The 23785-nt window shown below is 70.9% G+C and carries 18 protein-coding genes; 11 read left to right on the forward strand and 7 right to left on the reverse strand.

What is annotated here, in order from left to right; translation table 11 throughout:
• Positions 1-846: 846 nt before the first annotated feature.
• Positions 847-2556, reverse strand: coding sequence for a right-handed parallel beta-helix repeat-containing protein (locus WMF20_RS06235; RefSeq protein ID WP_437611518.1), 1710 nt, complete (start codon positions 2554-2556; stop codon positions 847-849).
• Between the two features lie 1034 nt (positions 2557-3590).
• Here WMF20_RS06235 and WMF20_RS06240 point away from each other — a divergent pair.
• Entirely contained in the window at positions 3591-4448 is an 858-nt protein-coding gene (locus tag WMF20_RS06240; protein WP_437611520.1) for an alpha/beta hydrolase family protein, read from the forward strand.
• A 99-nt stretch (positions 4449-4547) separates the two neighbouring features.
• Here the strand turns inward: WMF20_RS06240 and WMF20_RS06245 are convergent, their stop codons facing one another.
• Positions 4548-5804: a TIGR02270 family protein gene (locus tag WMF20_RS06245; RefSeq protein ID WP_437611522.1), complete on the reverse strand. Its 1257-nt coding sequence runs from the start codon at positions 5802-5804 to the stop codon at positions 4548-4550.
• A 135-nt stretch (positions 5805-5939) separates the two neighbouring features.
• Positions 5940-8102 carry a type VI secretion system Vgr family protein gene (locus WMF20_RS06250; RefSeq protein ID WP_437611524.1) on the reverse strand — a complete coding sequence of 721 codons (2163 nt, stop codon included), beginning with the start codon at positions 8100-8102 and terminating at the stop codon, positions 5940-5942.
• 139 nt (positions 8103-8241) lie between these two features.
• Here WMF20_RS06250 and WMF20_RS06255 point away from each other — a divergent pair, with 139 nt between their 5' ends.
• Genes WMF20_RS06255 through WMF20_RS06270 form a run of 4 tightly spaced genes read left to right on the forward strand, consistent with a single transcriptional unit; the run spans position 8242 to position 12447 of the window.
• Positions 8242-9264, forward strand: a complete 1023-nt coding sequence (locus WMF20_RS06255; RefSeq protein ID WP_129573481.1) for a DUF2169 family type VI secretion system accessory protein — start codon at positions 8242-8244, stop codon at positions 9262-9264.
• Positions 9261-10361 carry a 3-oxoacyl-ACP synthase gene (locus WMF20_RS06260; RefSeq protein WP_437611527.1) on the forward strand — a complete coding sequence of 367 codons (1101 nt, stop codon included), beginning with the start codon at positions 9261-9263 and terminating at the stop codon, positions 10359-10361. Before WMF20_RS06255 ends, WMF20_RS06260 begins: the two co-directional genes overlap by 4 nt.
• A complete protein-coding gene (locus WMF20_RS06265) occupies positions 10358-11683 on the forward strand; it encodes a PAAR-like domain-containing protein (RefSeq protein WP_437611529.1) in 1326 nt (441 codons plus the stop codon). Before WMF20_RS06260 ends, WMF20_RS06265 begins: the two co-directional genes overlap by 4 nt.
• 2 nt (positions 11684-11685) lie before the next feature.
• Positions 11686-12447, forward strand: coding sequence for a hypothetical protein (locus WMF20_RS06270; protein ID WP_437611531.1), 762 nt, complete (start codon positions 11686-11688; stop codon positions 12445-12447).
• Between the two features lie 21 nt (positions 12448-12468).
• On the opposite strand, the gene lon is transcribed toward WMF20_RS06270, so the two are convergent.
• Positions 12469-14880 (reverse strand): endopeptidase La, encoded by a 2412-nt coding sequence (lon, locus tag WMF20_RS06275; protein WP_437611533.1) that lies wholly within the window; start codon positions 14878-14880, stop codon positions 12469-12471.
• 118 nt (positions 14881-14998) lie between these two features.
• On the opposite strand from lon, the gene WMF20_RS06280 reads away from it, so the two are divergent.
• From WMF20_RS06280 to WMF20_RS06290, 3 genes are all read left to right on the forward strand, one after another.
• Positions 14999-15979, forward strand: coding sequence for a lysophospholipase (locus WMF20_RS06280; protein WP_437611535.1), 981 nt, complete (start codon positions 14999-15001; stop codon positions 15977-15979).
• 17 nt (positions 15980-15996) lie between these two features.
• Positions 15997-16383, forward strand: a complete 387-nt coding sequence (locus tag WMF20_RS06285; protein WP_437611538.1) for an NFACT RNA binding domain-containing protein — start codon at positions 15997-15999, stop codon at positions 16381-16383.
• A 123-nt stretch (positions 16384-16506) separates the two neighbouring features.
• On the forward strand, positions 16507-17718 hold the full coding sequence (locus WMF20_RS06290) for a serine hydrolase domain-containing protein (protein WP_437611540.1): 1212 nt from the start codon (positions 16507-16509) through the stop codon (positions 17716-17718).
• 131 nt (positions 17719-17849) lie between these two features.
• Here WMF20_RS06290 and WMF20_RS06295 read toward each other — a convergent pair whose 3' ends face one another.
• Entirely contained in the window at positions 17850-18335 is a 486-nt protein-coding gene (locus WMF20_RS06295) for an SRPBCC family protein (RefSeq protein WP_437611542.1), read from the reverse strand.
• Complete coding sequence (locus tag WMF20_RS06300) at positions 18332-18682, reverse strand: ArsR/SmtB family transcription factor (RefSeq protein WP_129573489.1); 351 nt, start codon at positions 18680-18682, stop codon at positions 18332-18334. The genes WMF20_RS06295 and WMF20_RS06300 overlap by 4 nt, the downstream gene beginning before the upstream one ends.
• Positions 18683-18982: 300 nt before the next feature.
• On the opposite strand from WMF20_RS06300, the gene WMF20_RS06305 reads away from it, so the two are divergent.
• From WMF20_RS06305 to WMF20_RS06315, 3 genes are all read left to right on the forward strand, one after another.
• Complete coding sequence (locus WMF20_RS06305; protein ID WP_129573490.1) at positions 18983-20776, forward strand: AMP-dependent synthetase/ligase; 1794 nt, start codon at positions 18983-18985, stop codon at positions 20774-20776.
• A 131-nt stretch (positions 20777-20907) separates the two neighbouring features.
• Complete coding sequence (locus tag WMF20_RS06310; RefSeq protein ID WP_437611545.1) at positions 20908-21897, forward strand: MbnP family protein; 990 nt, start codon at positions 20908-20910, stop codon at positions 21895-21897.
• Positions 21894-22940 carry a cytochrome-c peroxidase gene (locus WMF20_RS06315; protein WP_437611547.1) on the forward strand — a complete coding sequence of 349 codons (1047 nt, stop codon included), beginning with the start codon at positions 21894-21896 and terminating at the stop codon, positions 22938-22940. Before WMF20_RS06310 ends, WMF20_RS06315 begins: the two co-directional genes overlap by 4 nt.
• Positions 22941-22998: 58 nt before the next feature.
• Here WMF20_RS06315 and WMF20_RS06320 read toward each other — a convergent pair whose 3' ends face one another.
• Complete coding sequence (locus WMF20_RS06320) at positions 22999-23721, reverse strand: glutathione peroxidase (protein WP_437611549.1); 723 nt, start codon at positions 23719-23721, stop codon at positions 22999-23001.
• Positions 23722-23785: the final 64 nt, after the last annotated feature.

Raw genomic sequence — 23785 nt, forward strand, 5'->3', positions numbered from 1 at the left:
CGTCGAGGTGCACGAGCATGCAAGCCTCGTGACGCCCGTTGATCGCCCGACCCTACCGAGCCACCTCGTCCCTCGCGCCGTTCCGCTTGCGCTAGAGCGCCTCGTCGCGTGCCGGTCTGCCGTCCTCTCCGCGATATAAAAGTACCTCCCGACGCGATCTTCGCCGCTCTCGAGGTTTCGTGATCGAATCGTGATTGGTCGCGGGCGGCTCGATCCACCTTGTGATCGGACGTGACGCTGCACGCGACGCCGGCGGTCGCCTCGCGTCGTCGTTCGGCTGAACGGCGGCGCACAGCCCGCGAGGCTCATCGGCCTCGCGGGCCGCGTCGCGTCACGCCCACGATGGCCATCGCCTCGCCGCAACGGACGGTGGCCGACACGATGCTGACATCGGAAATGTTAGCGCTCACATAACAGATGCCAGGACTGGAGGGAGGAATTCGGGTACGTCATCAACAAATACGAGCTGCCCGTGATGATCTGCGAGTACACCGATGACCGCAGGGATCTCATCAATCCCATCATGCGCGACTTCCCGAACCAAATGGGCCGGGGTACGTTCCTTTGGGAGCCGACGGCGTATGGTGATTGTAGGCTGTTCGACTTTGGCGACAATACGTATACGACCAACGATAACATGGGCCGCGTACGCGCGCTTGGCCGAGTCCTACGGACTTCGCGTGCCATCGACCTACGCCGAAGAGCTCCAGGGAACGACGTGCCAGTAGCCGTGCTGTCGAGGGGCTCGTCAAGTCGCTCGCGGACCGCGTCTTCGGCCCCCATCTGCATGCCCTGCGCGTGTTGTCGCTGGCCAACGGCGTCGCCGGGGTTCTGAGGCAGGTCGGATCAGAACCTCGACTGCCGGACGCCGTCGCGTCGCGCCGTCTTCCGAGCGCGGGAGCGCGCGGCGAACGCGGAGGCGAGCGCGAGAAACGCGAACCCGCCGACACCGGCGGTGGCGTCGTCGGAAGCGACGGCGCAAGCGCAACCCGCCGCGGAGCTGTCGTGCTCCGAGGTCCCTGCGGCTCCGGCGAGGCCTTCTGAATCGCCCTCGGTGCCGCCCGTGGCGCCGTTGGTTTCCGGGGAGCCGCCGGCACCCAGCGCGCCACCCTGGCCGGCGCCACCCGCCGCGCCCATTCCACCGCTGGTGCCGACCGTGCCACCGGACCCGTCACCACCGCTCCCATGGGCCGCCGTGCCGCCCATGCCGCCGCCAGCGGTGCCCGAGCCACCGGCGGCGCCGCCGCCCGTCCCTTCGGTCGGCCCGGCGCCGAACTCGTAAGCTCCGAGGTCCGGCGCCGATCCGACGAACGGAAGGCCCACGTCCGTCCCTTTGTCGATCAAGGCGCTCTCGGCCTTGAGCTTCATGAACACGCACGCGGAGGGGATGCTGCCGTCGGCCTCGCGGGGGCCGGTGCAACCGGCGTCGGACGTGCTCTCGAAGGCCGAGCTCGCCTCCGTGATGTTCAGGTCCCACGTGTTGAACGCGGTGTCGACGCCCCCCATGTTCGAGTTCTTGTTCGGGAAGCCGATGTTGTTCCGCATTTTGTGCGCGAGCGCTCCGGTCAAGATGATGGCCTGGCTGCTGTCGTCGGGCGGGCTCGCCAGCATGTTGTATTGGGTTCCATTCTTGTACGCGGTGTTGTTGAGCCAGGTGTTGCCGCCCGATGAATGGTTCGCGTAGAAGCCCGCGGCCTTGTTCTTCCAGGCCACGTTGTTCTGCACGATGTGCCGGATGCCCGTCTTGCTGCTGCCGACCTTGAACCCGTTGCCGTTGCCTTCGCTGCCCCGACCGTTCGACATGGCGAAGCTGTCCTCGGTGATGACCGGCACCTCCTGCGAGATGTAGTCGTAGCCGTCGTCCGAGTTGTTCCAGGCGCGGCATCCCCGGATGATCGTGCTGGGACCCGTCGTTTGGTAATGGACCCCGAAGCCGTCTCCGTTCTGGCCGTCGCCCTGGCTGCCGTTCTGGTCGTAGTTGTCGTGCGAATCGCAGTTGAGGATCAGGTTGCCGCCGTTGCCTTTGTCGACGAACAGGCCGGACCCGAAGCCATGATGGAGGTCGAGCAGCTCGAAGATGTTGTTGCTGGAGCCCTTGGTGCGGAGCAGCGAGTACGAGTGGTCGCCGCTCCTGCCCACCTTGGCGTTGCCGATCTCGAGCCCTCGAAGGTGCATCCAGCTTCCGGTCACCAAGACCACCGGCACGTCGACGGCCGGGTTGCTGGTGACATACCTCGACGCGTCGAGCACCGGCCTCTCACCTGGGTAGGCCCAGATCTTGGTGCGGCTCGTATCCGAGGTGCCGCTCCTCGAAAGGACGAGCTGGGTCGTGATGTAGTAGGTGCCGCCGCGCACCCAGATGGTGTCACCGGCGGCGGCGGCGCTGTTCGCCTTGGAGAGGGTGGCGAACGGCTGGTCCATGGTCCCGCGGTTTGAATCGCTGCCGTCCGGGGCCACATAGTGCTCCGCCGCGCTCGCGTATCCGGTCGCCAGAAGCACGAAGAGGCCCGCGATCGTCGAGGTCGCCGCCAAAGACTGCTTTCGATTCATGCTCATCGGTGTAGCCTCGCGAGAAAGTGAAGTCGCCGACAAGAAGCGTCCGATTTCATTGCCAGTCGTTCGCGTCTCGTTCGAGCGACCATGTCAGGTTCGTGAGCGGCCCGGTGCAGTACCGCGGATCGCCGAGCGTGGTTCGGCGGTCGCGGCGACGGAGATCGGGAACGCGTCGTCCCCCTCTCCCCGTGTACGGGAGCGCTCTCGATCAATCACGGGTCGCTCGACTTTGTCATCGAGGGCTCGAAGAGTTCCCCTCAGATGGTAAGTTTACGTCGAGACAGGGCGCCACGGCTCCCTCCCACCCGGTCGTGGGCTCCTGAGGGGCTCGCCTGTGCGGGCGGCTCGGCGAGCGCCGCCCGCGCGAGCCGGGCGCGGGGGGCTGGTGAGCGGGGCGACCACGGCCGCCCGTGGCGACGGATCGGTCGCGGCGAGCTCCCCAGATCCGGGGTTTGACGCCCAGGTCCGGGGCTTGACGATTGGAATTGACATCCGACATGTGAACGTTCACAGTGACGCGGAAAGTCATCCTTTTGCTTCGACGATCGATGAGGTGGATCGATGGCGCGCCACCGGGTCCGTGGGGCGCCTGACGATCCGTGTGCATGTGCCCCGTCAGCACCACGGGGGGATGGCAAGAACAGATAGATATCGAAATGTTCCATGGCGCCGACCGATGGCGCGCACGGCCTTTGCCCGCGGTTCGCGGGAGAGACGCGAATCGGACCCCTCTCTTCGCTTGCTCGATGTGATATGGAGTCGCTATGAAAACCAAATCGACTTGGGCTTTCACCTGGGCCGCGCTGGGCATGATTCTCGCCGCTTGCAGCGGCTCGAGTGACGACGGTAACGTCGGGGGAAGCGGCGGAGCCGCGGCGGGCACGGGAGGGAGCGCGAGCAGCTCGGGCGGCGAGCAGGCGAGCTCCACCGGAGGGCCTCAGCCTGCGGGCTCGGGTGGCTCACAGAGCACGACCGGAGGGGCTGACGCCTCCGGCTCGGGCGGCGCGGGCGGAGGAGCGTCTGCCGGCGGCGGGGACATGGCGGGCGGGAACGGAGGCTCGGGCGGCGGCTTCACCGGCACGTGCACCGAGTCACGACCGACGGATCGAAGGGTGTCGGGGAGCGGCCCTCATCAGGTGGTCGTCGAGACGAACTCGGACCCGCGCATCAACGAGGGCACCATCTTCCGTCCGGCGGATCTCGGTGGGGGCGCCAAGTATCCGATCTTCGTCTGGGGGCAGGGCGGATGTTCGCGAGACGGGCTCTCGACGGAAGCGGCCATGGCCGAAATCGCCTCGCATGGCTACTTCGTGGTGGCGGACGGGACACCGGGAGGCAAGGAGCCCAACCGCGATCTCGGGGGCGGAGGCGACGTGCTGCTCGCCTACGTCGACTGGGTGATCGCCGAGAACGAGAAGCCTTGCAGCGCCTACTACCACAGCATCGAGACCACGAAGGTCGCCGCGAACGGCTTCTCTTGCGGCGGCTTGATGGCGGCGGGGACCGCCGCGGATCCCAGGATGACGACCTGGGGACACACGAGCAGCGGCACCTTCTCGCCGGATCAGGCCTTCTACAAATCGATTCACACGCCCGTGCTGATCGTCACCGGCACCGCGGATAGCCTGGGCGCGAACGAGAACGGCGCGAGAGACTACCAGAACATCGCCGCCTTAGGCGATATCCCGGTCATGATGTTCGCCAAGGTCGGCGCGGACCATGGCGGCGATCTGTGGGCTCGGAACGGCGGCGAGTTCACTCAGGTCAACCTGGCGTGGCTCAACTGGTGGCTCAAGGGCGACGTATCGGCCACGGGCAAGGGCATGCTCGTCGGCGCGAGCTGCCGCTTCTGCAGCGACAGATCCTGGAACATCTCTTCTGCCAACCTGCCTTAGAGCGGATCGCTCTCGGACCGCCTTGCTCCGAGGAGCAGGGCGGTCTGGCCGACAAAGAGGGCCCGCAGGCCGCGGCGTGAAGGCGCCCGTCGGATCGAGCTAACCGCGTCGCTCGAGCGCCTCTTGCTGCGCGAAGCCCGGCCCCCGCACCTCGAACACCGCCCGCCCCTGCTCCCGCAAGCTCAGCTCCACCGCCGCGGCCCGGCGCGCGATCTGGTCGCCCTCCCGCAGCGCCTGCTCCAGCCCCTCTCGCGTCATCGCCCGGCCGAGCAGGTACCGCGTCCCCGGCCGGTACTCCGCCGCGCGACGGCGCCACCAGGCCGAGACCCCCGCGACGTCGGGAAAGGCGAGGTCCCCGTCCGGATCCATCGCCACGGCCTCGTCGCTCGGATCGTCCGTCGGCCCCGCGCGGACGCCGCTCGGCGCCCTGCGCGCGAGCTGCTCGGCCGCCAGATCGAGCCCGGTGATCAGCGCGATCGCCTGACCCGCCAGGCGCGAGAGGGCCGGATCTCCCGCGACCTCCAGGAGCCACGGCACGGCCGCCGGGTCGCCCAGCGCCCACGCCGCCGCCACCGGCACCCGCGGATCGAGCGCGGACCTCTCCAGCGCGCGCAGCCAGGTGGACGCGACGGCCGGGGCCATCCGCCGCATCGCCATGCTCGCGGACTCGGCCGCGAACGGCCCGCCTCCGTTCGCGAGCTCCCAGAGCACCTGCGCGGACGCGCCCTCGCCGAGCAGCGCCGCCGACCACGCCGCCCAGAAGCGGCACGCCTCGTCGTCGGCGCGGAGCGACGCGCGCACCTCGGGGAGCAGGTCGACCCGCCCGAGCTGCCCCGCGGCCCGCAGCGCCCGCGCGCGCAGCCGCGGGTCGCGCGCGAGCAGCGCGTAGCCGAGCGGCGCGCCGGGGTCCTCCCCGTGCGCCGCGCACGCCGCGATCCCGAGCCATTGCAGCGCCGGCGGGCTCCGGCCGGCGAGGAGCCCGGGCAGGAGGCGCCGCACGCGCTCGAGCGGCGTCCACCCGAGCGCCGACGCGATGCCCCGCGACAGGTCCGGCGTCCCGCCGCCCACGTCGAGGACCCGCGCGAGCCCCCGCAGGTCCCAGCGATGCACCGCCACGACCGCCGCGCCGAACACCTCGCCCCCCTCGGCCCGCTGGAGCAGCGCGCGGCACGCCTCCCAGCCCGCGTCCCCCGCCAGCCTGAGCCCGTCGAGGTGCGCCTCCAGCCGGTCGTCGAGCTCGGCCAGGTCGTCGAGGCCGTAGGCCGCGCTCCGGGCGGCGCGATCCCGGAGGAGCCACAGGAACGCCGCCTGGTCGGCGTGCTCCTCGCACAGCGAGGCTTGCAGGGGCGCGCTCATCCCCTGGCGCCCGCGCGCTCGGCCGGCTCGCACCGAGCCGCCCCGGCTCCGGTGCACGCCGCCGCTCCGCCCCCGCTCGCTCGCCTCGCCATGCGCCCTCCTCCGGTCGATCCACGGCCCCGATCGGACACGCCGTCAGTTCATCCCGATCTTGCCGCCCTTGACGCTCACGTTGCCCGAGGCTTGCACGCTCACGTCGCCGCCGGACTTCACCGCGAGCTTCTGCCCTTCCACCTGGATCGGGCCGTCGGCCTTCACGACGAGCTGCTTTCCCTGCAGCACGATGTCGCCGCTCTGCTTGATCAGGATCTGCGCGTCGCCGACCTGGATGGTGAGCGCCTTGCCCACGATGACGGCCTTGTTCTCGCCGATCTCGTCCCGCGCGCTCTTGCTGACCGTGACGGTCATGTCCTTGCCGACCGTGATGGCGTACGCCTCGTCCACGCTCACCGACTTGCTCTTGCCGACGGTCTCGTCGCTCGCCTCGCCGACCGATTCGGTCTTGCCCTTGCCGATCGAGATCGACGCCGACTTGCCGATCGAGACGCTCTGGCCGCCGCCCACGTCGATCGACTGGTCCTTGCCGATCGACTCGGCGTGGCCGCCCGCCACCGCGACGCTCCGGTCGCCGCCGACGTCGAGGCGCTCGTCCTGCCCGATGCTCTCCGTGTGCGTCTTCGTGACCTCGATGGCCTTGTGGCCGCCGACGACCTCGCGCTGATCGTTGTCCACGCGCTTGGTCCGGTCGCGGGCGACGTGGAGCGCCTCGTCGCGGCCGATGTCCTGGGTCCTGTCGTTGCGAACGACGGTGTTCCAGTCCTTCTGGGCGTGGAGGAAGACCTCCTCGGAGCCCTTCCGGTCCTCGAAGCGGAGCTCGTTGTAGCCCTCGCCGCCGGACGAGCTGTTCGATTTGAGGGCGCTCTTCGTCTTCTCGGCGGGCAGCGCGTACGGCGGCACGTTGGCGCCGTGGTAGACGCTGCCGACCACGAGCGGGCGATCCGGGTCGCCCTCGATGAAATCGACGACGACCTCGTGGCCGATGCGCGGCAGGACGACCGCGCCCCACGCGCTGCCGGCCCACATCTGGCTCACCCGGATCCAGCACGAGCTGCGCTCGTCCCGCTTGCCCTGACGGTCCCAGTGGAACTGCACCTTGATGCGCCCGTGCTCGTCCGTGTAGATCTCCTCGCCCGCGGGGCCGGTGACGATCGCGGTCTGGACGCCCTTGATCGACGGCTTCTGCGTGACGAGCGGCGGGCGGAACGGGACGCCGGCGGGGATGGCCTGGAACCGCGTTTCACAGGGCGGCTTGCCCTCGTTCACCACGGCTTCCATGGCGGGCTCGTGGCCGCTGTGCTCGACGCGGACGAGGAGGTACGCCTGGTTCACGTCGTCGCGCGGGTGCTCGGCGAGCGAGAAGGTGCGGCCGGCGAGCAGGCGGGGGCACGCGGCCTCGCCCTCGGCGATGCGGCGCCTCGCCGCGAGCTCCTCCAGGCGGACGCGCGCGCGCTCGCGGCCCGCGCCCGGCGCGTCGTAATCGCCGGGGTGGTCGTAGATCTCGAGATCGTCGTCGCGCTCGCCCTGCTCGGAGCTCTCCAGCGAGAGCGCCGGTTTCTTGAAATTGTAATCGCGCAGCGTGACCTTGCCGGGCTGGACCTGCTCGGCGTAGCGGAGGCGGGAGACGTGCTCGCCGCTGACGAGCGCGCCGAGCGGCGGGCGGAACACGAGCGTCGCCTCGCCGTCGATCGGGGGGTGGGCCGAGGGGTCGTCGCAGAGCACGAGCGTGTGCGCCTCCGCGTCGTGATCGAACCAGTAGGCGATGCCCTCTTCCTCCATCAGCCGGCAGGCAAATGCCCAGTCGGTCTCGCGGTACTGCACGCAATACTCGCGGGGCGCGTAGCGCCCCCGGAGCGCGAAGCGGCAGTCGCCCGCGGCGACGCCGGCGGCCTCGAAGACCTTCTTCAGGATGTCGGGGACCGAGAGCTCCTGGAAGATGCGGCTGTCGCGCCGGTGGAGCAGGCGAAAGACGTCGGGCACCAGCACGGCCCTGTACGTGGTGAGCTTCTTCCCCTCTTCGCCGAGCTCGAAATGGGCGATGATCCCGTGGACGCGGCGGACGTCCTCGCCGACCCGGAAGCCGAGCGACGCGCGCTTTCCGACCGCGGCGCCGAGGGCGAGGTCGCCGGCGAGGCTCACGAGCGTGATATCGAACCGGAAGAGCTCGGAGATCGCCTCCTGCCCCTCGAAATGGACGACCCGGAGATCTCCGCCGACCCCTTCGATCTGGAATGTGTGCACGGATCCCGCTCCTCCCGAGAGGCGAGCGCACGGGAGCGCGCGCGCGCGAGCGCCCCGATACTACATGCTTCGCGCTCGGCGGTGTCGAGCTGCTTGTCGTGGGCCAGCGAGTCTGAAAACATCCCCGCTCACCGGCTGGATGCCCGCCCTCGACAACCTCACCCCGCTCGCGGCCGCCGATTTCCCGTCGCTCACGCGGGACGGCGTGGAATGCCTCGTCGTCGTCGTCGCCGGCAGCTTCGTCCTGCCGGCGCCGGGGCGGCCGGCCGCGGGGCCGCTGCGCCTCTGCGACGAGCAGCCCGCGCCGCGCGCGGCCGACGAGTACTGGGGCGAGCCCGGGGCGTCGAGCCTTCGCTATGAATCGGAGGCCGCGTACACGCGCCCGATGACGGACGTGCTGCTCCACGGCCACGCGTGGACCGCCGGCGGGCGGCGGGCGACCACGGCCTCGGTCGCGGTCCGGGTGGGCCGGGTCGAGAAGCGGGCGCTGGTCTTCGGCGCGCGCGTCTGGCAGCGGGGCAGGGCGGGGCTGTCCCCCTCGAGCCCGGAGCCGTTCCGGTCGATGCCGCTCCGCTACGAGCAGAGCTTCGGCGGGGCGGCGGCCGGCGCGCACGACGCGCGCAACCCGGTGGGAATGGGCCTCCATGCGAGCGAGCGCGAGGCGCAGGGCCGCCCCTTGCCGTTCATCGAGGACCCCGACGCGCTCATCGAGGGCTGGTCGGACCGGCCTCCGCCGTGCGGCTTCGGCCCGGTGGCCCGGAGCTGGCAGCCGCGCCTCGGGCTCGCGGGCACGTACGACGCGGCGTGGGTCGAGCGGCGCGCCCCGCTCTGGCCCGCCGATTTCGACGAGCGCTTCTTCCAGGCGGCGCCGCGGCGCCTCGCTGCCTCGCCGCACCTCCGCGGCGGCGAGCCCGTCCTCCTCGACGGCGTCTCGCCGGACGGCCCGATCGCGTTCTCGCTGCCCGTGTGCCGGGTGGTCGCGAAGTGCGCCCTCGCGCGGCGCGTGGAGCGGCGGCTCATGGCGCTCGACGCGGTCTACCTGGAGCCGGACGAGCGGCGCGTCTCGCTCGTCTACCGCGCGACCTTCGCGGCCCACGGCGAGCTCGCCGGGCACGAGGTCACCACCGTCCGCCTGCTGGAGCCGTGGGAGCACGCGCCGTGAGCGGCGAGCGCGTCGTGGGCCTCGGGCTGTGCACGCCGATCGGGACGACCGAGGAGATGACGCTCGCGTCGATGCGGGCGGGGCTCGCCCGCTTCGCCGAGGCGGCGGCGCCGGGCGTGGGCGAGCCGGTGCGCGCGTCGCGGCTCTCGACGCTCGATCCGTCGTCCACCCGCACGGAGCGGATGATCGCGCTCGGCCGCGCCGCGCTGGACGGCGTGCGGGAGCGGCTCAAGGCGTCCCCGACCGGGCGGGTGCCGCTCTACCTCGGGCTGCCGGAGCCGTCGCTGGGCGCGCCGGTGGCGCGCGAGCCGCTCCTCGGCGCGCTCCTTTCCGCGCCGCCGGGCCAGGCGGGGGGCGCGCTCGCGCTGGTCGGCGCGTTCGAGGGCGGGCGCGCGGCCTTCTTCGAGGCGCTCTCCGCGGCGATCGGGGACCTGCGCGCGGGCCGGGTCGGTTCCATGGCGGTGGTGGGCGCGGTCGACTCGCTCTGCGACGCGGATTCGCTCGCGGCGCTCGCGGCGGCGCGGCTGCACCTCTCCCCGCAGAACCGCGACGGGCGCATCCCGGGGGAGGCGGCGGGCTTCGTGGTCGTGGCGCGGCCCGGGGCCGCGGCGGCGATGGGCCTCGAGGCGCTGGGCGTCGTGCTGGGCGTCGCGCTCGGGGCCGAGCCCGCGCCGTTCGCGTCGCGGGTGCCGAGCGCGGCCGACGGGCTCACGGGCGTGTTCCGCGCGCTCCGGGGGGACGAGGCGGCGGGGGCGCGGCGCGTGGACGAGGTGATGAGCTGCCAGCCGGGCGAGTCGTTCTGGGCGACGGAGTTCTCGCGCGCGTACCTGCGCAACGCCGCGTGGATGCCGGAGCCGCTCGCGCTGCGCGCGGCGGGCGAGTGGCTGGGCGACGCGGGCGCGGGCGCCGCGCCGGTGATGCTGGCCGCGGCGCTCCACCGGCGGCGGAGGTGGGCGCAGGCGGCGAGGGCGGCCGGGCGGGCGCCGCGCGCGCTCGTGTACGGCAGCGCGGACGGCGGGCGGGGCCGCGGGGGGCGCGTGGGGGCGTGCGTGGTGGAGGGGGCCTCCGGGGGCTCCGGCGGAGGAGAGGGGCGATGAGCAACGTCTTCGCGAACGGCCGGCTGGTCCTGCATCAGGGCGACGGCCTCACGCACGTCGCGGCGCCGCCGGACGTCTGCAAGGTGCCCACGCCGGCCGGCCCGGTGCCCACGCCGTTCGTGAACACGGCGCAGGACGCGATGCTGGCCAAGGGCAGCAAGCAGACGAGCATCGCGGGCAACCCCGTGGCCCTCGCGAGCTCGGAGCTCAGCACGAGCACGGGCGACGAGCCGGGGGCGGCCGGGGGCGTCATCTCGTCGAAGATCAAGGGCAAGCTGACCTGGGGCGGGTCGAGCATGGATGTGAAGGTGGAGGGCAAGGGCGTGGCCCGGTTCCTCGACCCGACCCTGCACAACGGCAACACCTTCAACACGGCGTTCATCTCGAACGGGCAGACGGGGCTGGCCTACGGCGACGACGCGCCGTGCGCGGTGTGCGAGCAGCCGGTCGGCAACCACCGGGTTCACGAGACGGGCGCGGTGGTGGCGACCCTGCTCGACCTCTTCAAGGAGCTCCGGGACAGGTTCCGCGCGCAAGAGGCGCTCCTCCGCAGGTATCTCGAGGCCTTGAAGGAGCGGCGGAAGAAGCGGTCCGAGTTCGAGCTGGAGATCGACAAGGAGAGCAAGACGCTCGAGGCGCTGCAGGCGACCGCGGCGTCCGCCCTGGCAGCCCTCCAGAAGGCGCCCGCGGAGGACAAGGCCACGCTCGGCAAGGCCTACGGCGAAGCCCGCGGCAAGGTCACGGCGAAGGAGAACGAGATCAAGGCCCTCCGGCGAGAGGCCGAGCGCGCGACCGAGGCCCTCTCGGCGGAGCTCCGCGACATCAACAAAGAGATCGCGGACTTGGGTCCTGTCCTCGGGGAGGACGAGAAGTCCGGGACGTACACCAAGGCCTACATGATCGGGGCGTGCATCTGCAAGTGCACGAGCAGCCCCAAGATGCTCGCGGCCGCCTCCGGCGAGGTCACGCCCGGCTTCAGGGACGCCGTGAAGGCCACCGGGACGTTCGCGCTCGTCGACGGCTTCACGCAGAGCGAACGGCAGAAGAGCGCTCTCGAGAAGATGGACCGCAATGCCTGGGACTGCGCCGCTCCCAAGCTCCTCCAGGCAGGAGGCGCGGGCGGACACAAGGTCAAGACCATGTCGGAGAAGTGGTATTCGCCCCTGGGCAAGCTGGTCAAGGTGACGTACACGAGGACGGAAGGCGAAGTGACCGCGAGGGGCCCGCAGGAGTTCGATCACGAAGAGTCGGTGCCTTCGTGCGAGACCTGCCAGGAGCTCGTCCCGGAGATGCTCTGTGACAACCACGCGGAGTGTCCCTGACCATGGAAGAGCTCCTCGCGCTGCTGGACCGCTACGCGCCGGGGTACCGCGGCCGGATCCAGGGCGTCTACGGCTGGCGGCTCGACGAGCTCGAGGAGCGCTTCGGCCGCCCTTGCCCGGGCTTCTACCGCTCGTTTGCCCTGGCGATGGGCGCCGAGGGCGGGCCGCTGCTCGACGGCCTCCACGAGTACCATCCTACGAAGATCGCAGAGCTCTACGAGCTTGCCCCGTGGATGCCGCCGCGCCGCTTCCTCTACGTCTTCGGCGACGCTTCTCCGGACGGGCAGCACACGTTCCTCGATCTCGACGCTCCGTCCGAGGCCGAGGACTGCCAGGTGGTCCGCTTTCCGTTCGGCGAGCAGACGTGGAAGACGCGCCTCACCCGGCGGTTCGTGAGCCTCCGGGAGATGCTGTTCGTGCTGGCGATGAGGAATGTCCACCTGCCGACCTTCCCTCACCGCGCCGAGCATCTCTCCGCGGACGGGCCGGCGGGCGCGCCCCCGAGCGCCGAGGACGCGGCCGTGATCTTCGAGCGGCTGGGGTTCACGCGGCTCCCGTACCCGAGGCGCTGCCTCCTGTTCGAGCGGCAAGACGCGGCCATCCTGCTCTACCGGCGCCCGGACGACCCGGGCTTCTCCATCCGCGTGGGGATGCGCGACGCCGGGAAGCTGCGGAGCTTCCAGGCCATCGTCGAGGATTCCGCCGGGTTGACCGAGCGGCGGGGGGCCGCTTCCGTCAACACCGGCAGCGCCGATCGTCGCTGAGGCCGTCCCGGAGCGCGCGCCTCAGGACGCCCGCGCGTGCGGCATCTCCTCCGGCGCCTCCAGGCGGATCGGCCGGAGCCGCAGGCAGACCGCGATCGCCTCGTCGAGCGTGCTCACCAGGGTGAACTCCAGCGAGCGCCGCACCTCGGCCGGCAGATCGTCGAGATCCGCCTCGTTGTCCGCCGGGATCAGGATCTCGAAGATCCCCGCCCGGTGGGCCCCCAGCACCTTCTCCTTGAGGCCCCCGATCGGCAGGACCGTGCCGCGCAGCGTGATCTCCCCGGTCATCGCGATGTCGCTCCGCACCGGCCTGCCCGACAAGGCGCTCACCAGCGCCACCGCGATCGTCACGCCCGCGCTCGGGCCGTCCTTGGGCACCGCCCCCGCCGGAACGTGGACGTGCACGTCGCGCCGCAGCAGCCGATCGAGCGGCACGCCGAGCTCCGCCGCGTGCGCGCGCGCGTAGCTCAGCGCCGCGCGGCCGCTCTCCTTCATGACCTCGCCGAGCTGCCCCGTCAGGACGAAATCGCCCTTGCCGGGCATCACGCTCGCCTCGACGTGCATGATGTCGCCACCCATCTGCGTGTAATACATGCCGGTCGCGACGCCCGGCTGATCGTGTTGCAGCCTCCGCTCCAGGCGCATCTTCGCGCGACCGAGCAATTCCTTCACGTCCTCTTCCGCGCTCACCACAGCCCGCTCGATCTCGCCGCCCGCGATCCTGCGCGCGGCCTTTCTCGCCAGGGCGCCGAGCGTCCGTTCGAGCTGACGTACGCCCGCCTCGCGCGTGTAGCCGCTGATGATCTCGCCGAGCGCCGCGCCCGTCACGCGCAGTTGATCCTCGCGCAGCCCGCACTCCCGCCGCTGCCGGGGGAGCAAGTACCTCCGGGCGATCTCGTGCTTCTCCTGCTCCGTGTATCCGGCGAACAGCGCGGTCTCCATCCGGTCGAACAGCGGCGCGGGGATCGTCTCCCGGAAGTTGGCCGTGCAGATGAACAGCACCTCGGACAGGTCGAACGGCAGGCCGAGATAGTGATCGACGAAGCCCTCGTTCTGCGCCGGATCGAGCACCTCCAGCAGCGCCGCGCCCGGATCGCCCTGGAACGAGGCGCCGAGCTTGTCGACCTCGTCGAGGACGATCACGGGGTTCTTCGAGCCCACCCGCTTGATCCCCTGGAGGATGCGGCCCGGCATCGCGCCCACGTAGGTGCGACGATGTCCACGGATGTCCGCCTCGTCGCGCGCCCCGCCCAGCGAGACGCGGACGTACTTGCGCCCGAGCGCCCGCGCGATCGACTCCGCGATGGACGTCTTGCCGGTCCCGGGTGGACCGAGGAAGAGCAGGATCGGGCCGCGGGAGACCGCGCGGCTCCGATCACCCTCGCCCCGCGCCTGCTCGACGCGCAGCTTGCGGACGGCGAGGAACTCGAGCACCCGGTCCTTCACGTCGCCGAGGCCGTGGTGATCCTCGTCGAGGATCGCCCGCGCCCGATCGAGATCGACGTGGTCGTCGGTGCGCTGGCTCCAGGGCAGATCGGCCACCCACTCGAGCCAGGTCATCAGCACCTGCGCCTCGGGCGATGTCTCCCGTCCCATGCGCCGGAGGCGCGAGAGATCGCGCCGGGCCTCCTGCAGGATGTCCGCCGGGAGGCCCGCCCGCTGCAGCTTGTGCTCCAGACGGGCCGCGGCGTTCTCGTCGTCCTCCTCGCCGAGCTCCTTCTGGATCGCGCGCAGCTGCTCGCGCAGGTAGAGCTCCCGCTGCCGCTCGCCGAGCTCCTCCTCGACGGTCGTCCGGATCTTCTCCTGGGTCTCCACGATCCCGATCTGCCGATAGAGGTGCAGCGCGAGGCTGCGCATCCGCTCTTCCGTCGAGAGGATCTCGAGCAGCCCCTGCTTCTCGGGGGTCGGGAGGTCCAGGTAGAAGGCGATGTGGTTCACGAGCTCGGCGGGCCCGTACATGCTGCCGACGAACTGCTTGAGCACGTCCTCGGGCGCGCCGCGGTGGCGGCCGTACTCGACGGCGCGCTCGCGCACCTCGCGGGAGAGCGCCTCCAGGGCGCTGTCCTCCTCTGGACGGAGGGGGAGATCGGCCAGCTCGATGACCGGGGCGCGGATCACGCCGTCGACCTCGGTGTAGCGGGGCGCGGCCGCTCGCCGCTCGCAGTACAGCACGAGCTGGAGGCCCGAGCCGAACCGCTGCACCTGGGTGATGCGGGCGATCACGCCGATCGAGAAGAGGCCGCCCGTGGTGGGCTCCTCGGCGGCGTCGCGCTGGGCGACCGCGAAGATGCGCTTGTCTTCTCCCTCCATCCGGAGGGCGGCCTCCACCGCGCGGAGCGTCTTCAGCCGTCCGACCGTGATGGGCGTCGCTATCCCAGGGAAGAGCACGGTGTCGCGCAACGACAGCACGGGCAACGATCGGCGCTCGGGCATGGCCGGATCGTCGTGCGAAGCTCATGCCACGGAGGACCGTACCGAAAAGTCCTTTCGGCGCGGAAGCATCGAGAATCGTGGTCAGTCGCGCGCGGAGCGGTGGTAGGGTCCTCTCCCGATGCCCGCGGACACCTTCACGTTTCAGGCGGACGACGGTCGAGAGCTCTTCGTGCACCGCTGGCTCCCGGACGACGGGGCGCGCGGCATCTTCCACATCGCCCACGGCATGTCCGAGCACGCGGGCCGCTACGCGCGCCTCGCGCACGCGCTCTGCGCCGCCGGGTGGGCCGTCTACGCGAACGACCACCGCGGCCACGGCAGGACGGCGCGCGAGCGCGGCGAGCTCGGCTTCTTCGCGAGCCAGGGCGGCTTCCAGCGGGTCGTGCGCGATCTCGCGGCGCTCATCGCCCGCGAGCAGGAGGAGCACCCGGGCCTGCCGGTCGTGCTCTTCGGCCACAGCATGGGCTCCTCGCTCGTGCAGGAGTACCTGATCGAGCGCGGCGGCTCGATCCAGGGCGCGGTGCTCTCGGGCTCCTCGGGCAAGCCGAGCCCGCTCGTCGACGCGGGTCGGCTCCTCGCGCGCGCGGAGCGGCGGCGCCTGGGCGAACGGGGCAAGAGCCAGCTGCTCCAGTCGATGAGCTTCGACAGCTTCAACAAGCTGTTCGCGCCGGCGCGCACGCCCTTCGACTGGCTCTCTCGCGATCGCGCCGAGGTCGATGGGTACATGGCCGATCCCCACTGCGGCTTCCCGGCGACGGTCTCGCTGTGGATCGACCTGCTCGACGCGATGGTGGAGATCGCGCGGCCCGAGCGGCAGGCGCGGATCCCGAAGGATCTGCCGGTCTACGTCTTCTCCGGCTCGCGCGACCCGGTCGGCGGCCCGCTCCGGGGCGTGACGCAGATGATCGAGGCGTACCGCGCCGCCGGCCTCCGCCGGGTGACGCAGCGGATCTACCCCGGGGGGCGCCACGAGATGCTGAACGAGATCAACCGCGAGGAGGTCGTGCGGGACCTGCTCGCGTGGCTCGACGCCGAGGTGAAGACCGAGGCGGCGCCCGCGCGTCCCGCGCGGCCGAGCGTCGGCGCCGCGGCCGGTTGACGGCGGGGGGGCGGGGGATGGGCAGCAAGGGGCGGCCGTACCGCACGCTCACGTTCGACGGCTTCGAGGTGCTCGTCGGCCGCGGCGACGACGACAACGACGCGCTCACCTTCGAGATCGCCGAGCCGCACGACCTCTGGCTGCACGTGGCCGGCGGCACGCCGGGCAGCCACGTGATCGTGCGCAACCCGGGGCGCGGGGAGGTCCCGCGCGAGGTGGTCGAGCGCGCCGCCGCGGCGGCCGCGTGGTACTCGAAGGCGCGGGGCGCGGCCAAGGTGGAGGTCCACGTCTGCCGCGTCGCCGACGTGAGCAAGCCGCGCGGCGCCCCGGCCGGGCTCGTGCAGCTCGCGCGGTGGAAGAGCGTGCGCGTGCGGCCGGAGATCCCGGGGCGCGAGCCGGGGTGAGCCTGGCGGCGGCCGGTCCGCCGGCGGGCGGCGCGCCTGCCCCGGATCGCCGATCGGAGCTCGCCGGCGCCCCCTGACGTGACAGCACGTGAAGACCTCGGACATGAACGGAGGAAGCAGTCAATGAGCACCGGTGGGCTCTCCAGGGCGCGGCTCGGCCGCATGCGCGACATCATGAGCGGCCACGTCGAGCGCGGCGACGTGCCGGGGCTCGTCACGCTGATCAGCCGGCGGGGCGAGGTGCACGTCGACGCCATCGGCGTGAAGGCGGTCGGCGGCGACGACCCGATGCGGCGCGACACGATCTTCCGCATCACGTCGATGACCAAGCCGGTCACCGCCGTGGCCGCGATGATCCTGGTCGAGGAGTGCAAGCTGCGGCTCGACGAGCCGGTGGATCGGCTGCTGCCCGAGCTCTCGAGCCGCAAGGTCCTCCAGCGGCTCGACGGGCCGCTCGACGAGACCGTGCCCGCGAGCCGGCCGATCACCGTGCGCGATCTGCTGACCTTCCGCATGGGGTTCGGCATGATCATGGGGCCGCCGGGCGGCACGCCGATCCAGAGGGCCGTGCGCGAGCAGCAGCTCGCGTGCCTGGGGCCGCCGAAGCCGTCGACGCCGCACGCGCCGGACGAGTGGATCCGCCGGCTCGGGGCGCTGCCGCTGATGCACCAGCCGGGCGAGCGGTGGATGTACAACACCGGGTCCTACGTGCTGGGCGTGCTGATCGCGCGCGCCGCGGGCCAGCCGCTGGAGGCGTTCTTCCGCGAGCGCATCTTCGAGCCGCTCGGCATGAAGGACACCGGCTTCAGCGTGCCGGCGGACAAGCTCGATCGGCTCGCGACCAGCTACTGGGCCAGCGCCGAGGCCGGGGCGCTCGACCTGCACGACGGCGTCGCCGACAGCCAGTGGAGCCGCCCGCCCGTGTTCCCGGACGGCGGCGCGGGGCTCGTCTCGACGGTCGACGACTACCTGGCCTTCGGCCAGATGCTGCTGAACAAGGGCAAGCACGGGCGCGAGCGCATCCTGTCGCGCCCCTCGGTCGAGGCGATGACGACCGACCAGCTGACGCCCGAGCAGAAGGCGGCCTCCGGGTTCTTCCCCGGCTACTGGGACAGCCGCGGCTGGGGGTTTGGCGTATCGATCGTCACCCGGCGCGACGACGTGACGGCGAGCCCCGGCCGCTACGGCTGGGACGGCGGTTACGGCACGTCCTGGAGCTCGGATCCCAGGGAGGACCTGGTCGGCATCCTGATGACCCAGCGCGCGGGATTCCCGCTCATGTCGCCGGTCTATCTCGACTTCTGGACCTCGGTCTATCAGTCGATCGACGACTGACGCGCCGCTCTCGCCGGGCGCGAGGCCGTGCGGCGGCGCATCGATCCCGCCGAGACCGGCGCGGCCACGAGCGCCGGGGCGACGGCCGCGGAAAAGCGGCCGGAGCCGGGGAGCGCCCCGCGAGGGGACCCTCACTTCGTGTAGCGCTTGTCGAGCTTTCCGAGCTGGCTCGTGAAGCCGGCCCTCTGCATCTCCGTGAAGTGCGCGTCGTGCATCGCGTGGAGCGTCACGGCCATGTGCGCGCCGTGCGCCAGCGGGGTGAAGAGGACTTCGATGTTGCTCTCGTAAGCCTCGACGCCCGGGAGAAAGTCGATGACGCTCGTGATGGTGAGCGTCTTGTGGGGCGAGAAGGCGCTGAAGCGGGCGCGCACCTCGTGGGACGTCGGCTGCCCGCCGCGCTTCATGGCCTCGATCATCTCCGGGGCGTCGGCGATCATCGTGTAATGGAGGAGCCCGTTCTCCTTCGGTTCGAGCGCGTGGACCTCGACCCGGAACCCCTCCGGACCCCACCAGGACTCGAATCCATCCTTGGTCGCCCAGAGCTCCCAGAGCTCGGAGACCGAGGCCGGGTAGGTGCGTTCGATGAGGATGCTGGCTTTTTCGACCGTCGCGTTCATTCACTTCGTCCTTTCTTGGGCCCGCTGTCGCGCGCCGTTCGCCTCGCCTCGAGCGCCTGGCCGAACCGGTCCAGGCGCTTCTCCCAGAGCGACCGATAGCGCCCCACCCAGTCGTCGAGCTCTCGGAAAGGCTCCGGGCGCAGCGAATAGAGCCGCCGGGTGCCTTCCGCCCGCACCTCCACGAACCCGGCCTCCCCGAGGATGCGCAGGTGGCGCGAGACGCCGGACTGCTGAATCGAGACGAGCTCGACGAGCTCACCGACCGCGCGCTCACCGTCGAGCAGCGCCTCCAGGATCAGACGCCGCGTCGGGTCGGCCAGCACTTCGAACAGTTCCGAGCTGGGCATGCGCTTAACATACGCACTGGTGTATATATGCGCAAGTAAATATTTGATCGCGCGTCGGGGATTCGTCACCTCGGCGGCGGCCCTGGGGGGGCCCACGGCGCCCGCCCCGGAGGCGGCCGGCGCCCCGGAAGGCGGCGCGCTCTCCCAGGAGCGCCCGGGCGAGCTGGACGATCGACGAGCGACGAGCGCACCCGCTCGACGTCGGCGCGCGCTCTCGAGGCTGATTGACAATGCCCCGGCGGCTCCCGCATCCTGGGCTCCGATCACCCACCCGAGGCCCCGAGGCCGCAGGAAGATGCCATGAGCACCGTTCTCCACCGTCTGGATCAGTGGGCCCATGAAACCCCGTACGCGCCGGCCCAGCGTTACAAATCCGGGGGCGAATGGACGACGCTGACGGCGCGAGACGTTCGCGACCGGGTCCACCACCTGGCGCTGTTCCTCGAGTCGAGGGGGTTCGACGCGAGCCAGATCGGCGCGATTCTCTCGTACAACTGCCCGCAATGGGTGCACGTCGATCTCGCGGCGCTGCTCGTCGGGGGCAAGTCGGCGGGGCTCTATCCGAACTCCACGGCGAAGGACATCCAATACATCCTGGCGCATACCGAGGCGACGCTGCTCGCGGTGCAAAACCGGGAATACTTCCAGAAGATCTCCGGGGAGAAGGGCGAATCCGCCGCCCCTGACAGCGTGCGGTGGATCCTCGTCTTCGACGGCGACACGTCGATCTCGCCAAAGGCGATCTCGTACGAATCGGCGCTGGCCGAGGGCCGCGCGCTCGCGCAGCGGCCGGGCGCGAAGACGTACGCCGACTACCTGGCGAAGATCGATCCCAAGGCCGGCGCGTTCCTGATCTACACCTCGGGCACGACGGGCAACCCCAAGGGGGCGATGATCTCGCACGACAACCTGGCCTACACGTCCGACATGGTGGTGAAGTACTGGGGCCTGCCGTTCGCGCGCGGCACGATGTTCTCGTTCCTCCCGCTCTGCCATATCGCCGAGAAGCTGCAGAACGTGGGGGTCGGCGTCACCCAGCGCTATACCGTCAGCTTCTGCTCGAAGTTCGAGAACGTCTCGGTCGAGCTCCCGGAGGTGCAGCCCACGCTGCTGCTCTGCGTGCCGCGCCTCTGGGAGAAGATGATGGAAGGCGTGATGGCGAAGGTGCGCGGCGGCAAGGGCGCGAAGAAGAAGCTCGCCGAGTGGGCGCTCTCGGTCGGCGCGCGCGTGGCCGAGGCGAGGTATGCCGGGCGGGCGCCGAGCCCGCTCGACGCCTTGCAGCTCAAGGTCGCGGACAAGCTCGTGCTCGGCAAGGTGCGCGCCGCCCTCGGCCTGGGCAAGGCCGAGATGCTGGCCTCGGGCGCGGCGGCGCTCGCGCCGCACATCTCGACCTGGTTCCGCGCGCTCGGCCTCGAGATCCTCGAGGATTTCGGCCAGACCGAGTCGACAGGCGTCATCTGCATGACCGAGCCTGGCGTCGAGAGCGCGGGGACCGTGGGCAAGCCCGTGCCCGGCGTGGAGTTCAAGCTGGCCGAGGACGGCGAGATCCTGACGCGCGGCCGGCACGTGTTCGTCGGCTATTACAAGGACGAGGCGGCGACCGCGGCCGCGCTCGAGGATGGCTGGCTGCACACGGGCGACCTCGGCGAATGGAACGAGCGCGGGCAGCTCAAGATCCGCGGTCGCAAGAAGGAGATCCTCAAGACCTCCGGCGGCAAGATGATCGCGCCGCTGCCGATCGAGGAGAAGCTCAAGGCGGCGGAGATCATCAGTCAGGTATGCATGGTGGGCGACGGCCGCAAGTACCTGTCGGCGCTGATCACCCTGACCGAGTCGAAGCTCGCCGAGCTGAAGGGCCGTGGCGCCCTGAACGGGGACGCCGCGATCACGACCCCCGAGGTGGTCGACCAGGTGAAGGTGCACATCGACGCCCTGAACGCGGGGCTCGCGAGCTTCGAGCAGATCAAGAAGTTCACCGTCCTCGGCCGCGAGTTCTCGGTGCAGGACGGCGAGATGACGCCGACCCTCAAGATGAAGCGCAACGTGATCGAGCAGCGCTTCCGCGGCGTGATCGACCAGATGTACGCCGAGTAAGCCGAGGAGGCCGAGGAGGCCGAGGAGGAAGGCGCGGCGCCAGGGAGAGGACACCTCGCGTTCTCTTGCCAATCCCCGAGATGCGTCACCCGTTCCCGTGGGGTGCGTCCTCGCGTACAATCGAGCCCGCCATGAAATCTCCTCGCTTGTTCGGCTTCATCGGATTGCTCTTGGGCGTGGCCGCCGCTTGCGGCGCGCCCTCGCCTCAGCAGACGGCGCCCGGGACCGGCGGGGCGGGCGGCAGCGAGCCCGACGGGGCCGGAGGAGAGAGCGACACGGGTGGAGCGGCCGGCCACCCGGGCGACGGCGGCGCGGGCGGCGCGGGCGGCGCGGCCGAGGCGACGTGGCCGGCCGGCTGCGCAGAGCAGCCGGCGCCCATCAGGACCGAGGGCGCCCTCGTCGAGCTCGCGTTCGAGCTCGTCCTCGACGGCAAGCCGTTCCTGTTCGGCGAGCCGAACGCCGCGCCGGACGGCAGCGCCGTCACGCCGCTCAACGTTCGCTTCTACGTCTCGCACGCGGCGCTGATCCAGGCGGGCGGCGAGCTCGTGCCCGTCGATATCGTCGGCCCGGACGGCGCCCCCGCCCCTCACGGGGTCCACTTCTACAACGCCGAGGAGCCGGGCTCGGCCACGCTCCGGCTGCGCGCTCCGGCTGGCAGCTATGAAGGCGTCAGCTTCGTCTGGGGCTTGCACCAGGCCTGCAATGTCTCCCAGCCCGCGCAGAACGTCGCGCCTCTGTCGGATGCCTCCCAGATGACGTGGCCGCACACCGGCTACCTCTTCCTGCGCTACGAGGGCAGGGTGGATCCGCCGGCCGGAGGTGATCCCGTCGATCCCGAGGGAGGGACGGCCACGGTTCCGCCGGCCGTTCACATGGGAGGCAACCTTGCCATGGATCTCGCCCCCAGGGTCGAGGTACGAGGCCCCGTGTCCGTGCCCGCGAGCGGCTCGACGGGCAAGGTCGTCCGGCTCGTCATGGACGAGGTCTTCGAGGGCGCCACGGCGGACGTCGACTTGACCGGGTACATCGGGCCGCCCGGGCCCGTGGGAGACGAGCTCCTCGCGGGTGAGCGCCTGCGGCGCAGCCTCCCCGCCCTGACGGTGTTCGCCTTCGATCCGTGACACCGAGCTTCAGCCGCGGAGGGGCCCTGGGCCTGGCGGCGCTGCTCCTCGCGGGCGGATGCGGCGACGACGGGTCGGCGGGCTCCGGACCTCTGCCGCCGCTCGTCACGGACGCCATCCCCGCCGGGTTTCCGGCGCGCGCCGCGGCGGCCAGAGCGCCGGTCGACAACGCGCTCACCGAGGCGAGGGCCCAGCTCGGCAAGCGGCTCTTCTTCGACACGCGCCTCTCTCGGACCGGCGAGGTGGCGTGCGCGAGCTGCCACCGCCAGGAGCACGCCTTCGCCGAGCCGGACCCCGTCTCCCGGGGGGTCGACGGCCGCCTGGGACAGCGGAACGCGCCCGCGCTGGTGAACCTGGCGTGGGGCGAGCGCTTCTTCTGGGACGGCCGCGCGGCCACCCTCGAAGAGCAGGCGGGGATGCCCATCGAGCACCCCGACGAGATGGGTCTACCGCTCGCCGAGGCCGTCGCTCGTGTCGCCGGCGATGACGTCTACGTGAAGGCGTTCGCGGATGCCTATGGCGGGCCTCCCGGCGAGGAGTCGTTGCGTCAGGCCATCGCCAGCTTCGTCCGTTCGATCGTCAGCGCCGACAGCCCTTACGACCGGCACCTGCGCGGGGACGACACGAGCTTCGGAGACGCCGAGCGCCGCGGCGAGGCGCTGTTCCTGTCCGAGCGGGCTGGTTGCTTCCATTGCCACCCGGCCGGAATGCTCACCAACGAAGGCTTCTTCAACAACGGCACCTACCGCGACGGCGGCGACGTCGGGCGGCAAAGGATCACCGGACGGACGGGAGACCTCGGCAAATTCAAGGTGCCCGGTCTGCGCAACATTGCGGCGAGCGCCCCCTACATGCACGACGGATCGCTGGCGACGCTGGAGGAGGTGGTCGACCATTACGATCGCGGCGGGCTGGGCCATTTCTCCACCGATCCGCAGATCGAGGAGCTGGGGCTCTCGCCGGACGAGAAGGCCGATTTATTGGCGTTCCTGCGGTCGCTGACCGATCCCGCCTTCCTCGACGATCCGCGGTACCGCCCCTGAGCGGCAAGCCAGGGGCATGGCGCCATGTCCCGGCGAGAGCTGCCAGGTCTCGGTCACATCAGGCCTTCGCGAGATACGCCTCGAGGTCGTCGGCCCCGCCGACGTACTTCCCGTCGATGAAGACCTGCGGCGTCGACGACTTCCCGCTCACCGCGCGCAGCCGGCGCGGCGAGGCCGCCACCTCCTCGTACGCCAGGCCCCGCTCGTCCAGGAGCCGCTTCGCCTTCGCGCAGTAGCCACACCCCGGCTTCGTGAACATCAGCACGTCGTGCGGCGCCTGCGACGACGGATCCAGGTGCTTCAGCATCGTGTCCGCGTCCGACACCTCGAAGGGATCGCCTTCCTTCTCGGGCTCGATGAACATCTTCTTGATGACGCCATCCTCGACCAGCATCGAGTAGCGCCACGAGCGCTTGCCGAACCCGAGGTTCGCCTTGTCGACGAGCATCCCCATCTTCTCGGTGAACTCCCCGTTCCCGTCGGGCAGGAACAGGATTTTGTCCGCCTGCTGCGCCTTGCACCACTCATCCATCACGAACGCGTCGTTCACCGAGACGCACGCGAGCGTGTCGACCCCGCGCCGCTTGAACTCTGCCGCGAGCTCGTTGTAGCGCGGCACATGGCTGCTCGAGCAGGTGGGCGTGAAGGCGCCCGGCAGGGCGAACACCACCACCTTCTTGCCCGCGAACACGTCCTTCGTGGTCACGTCCTTCCACTGACCGTCGACACGCGTGCGAAACGTGACATCCGGGACGCGCTGCCCTTCGAGGTTCTTCAGCATGACCGTCGTGCTCCTCCAGTGCTCTTCTGGGCGCCGTCGGGACGGCGACCCTTGTCCAACGTCG

Source organism: Sorangium sp. So ce834 (assembly GCF_051521425.1).
Classification (GTDB): Bacteria; Myxococcota_A; Polyangia; order Polyangiales; family Polyangiaceae; genus Sorangium; species Sorangium cellulosum_D.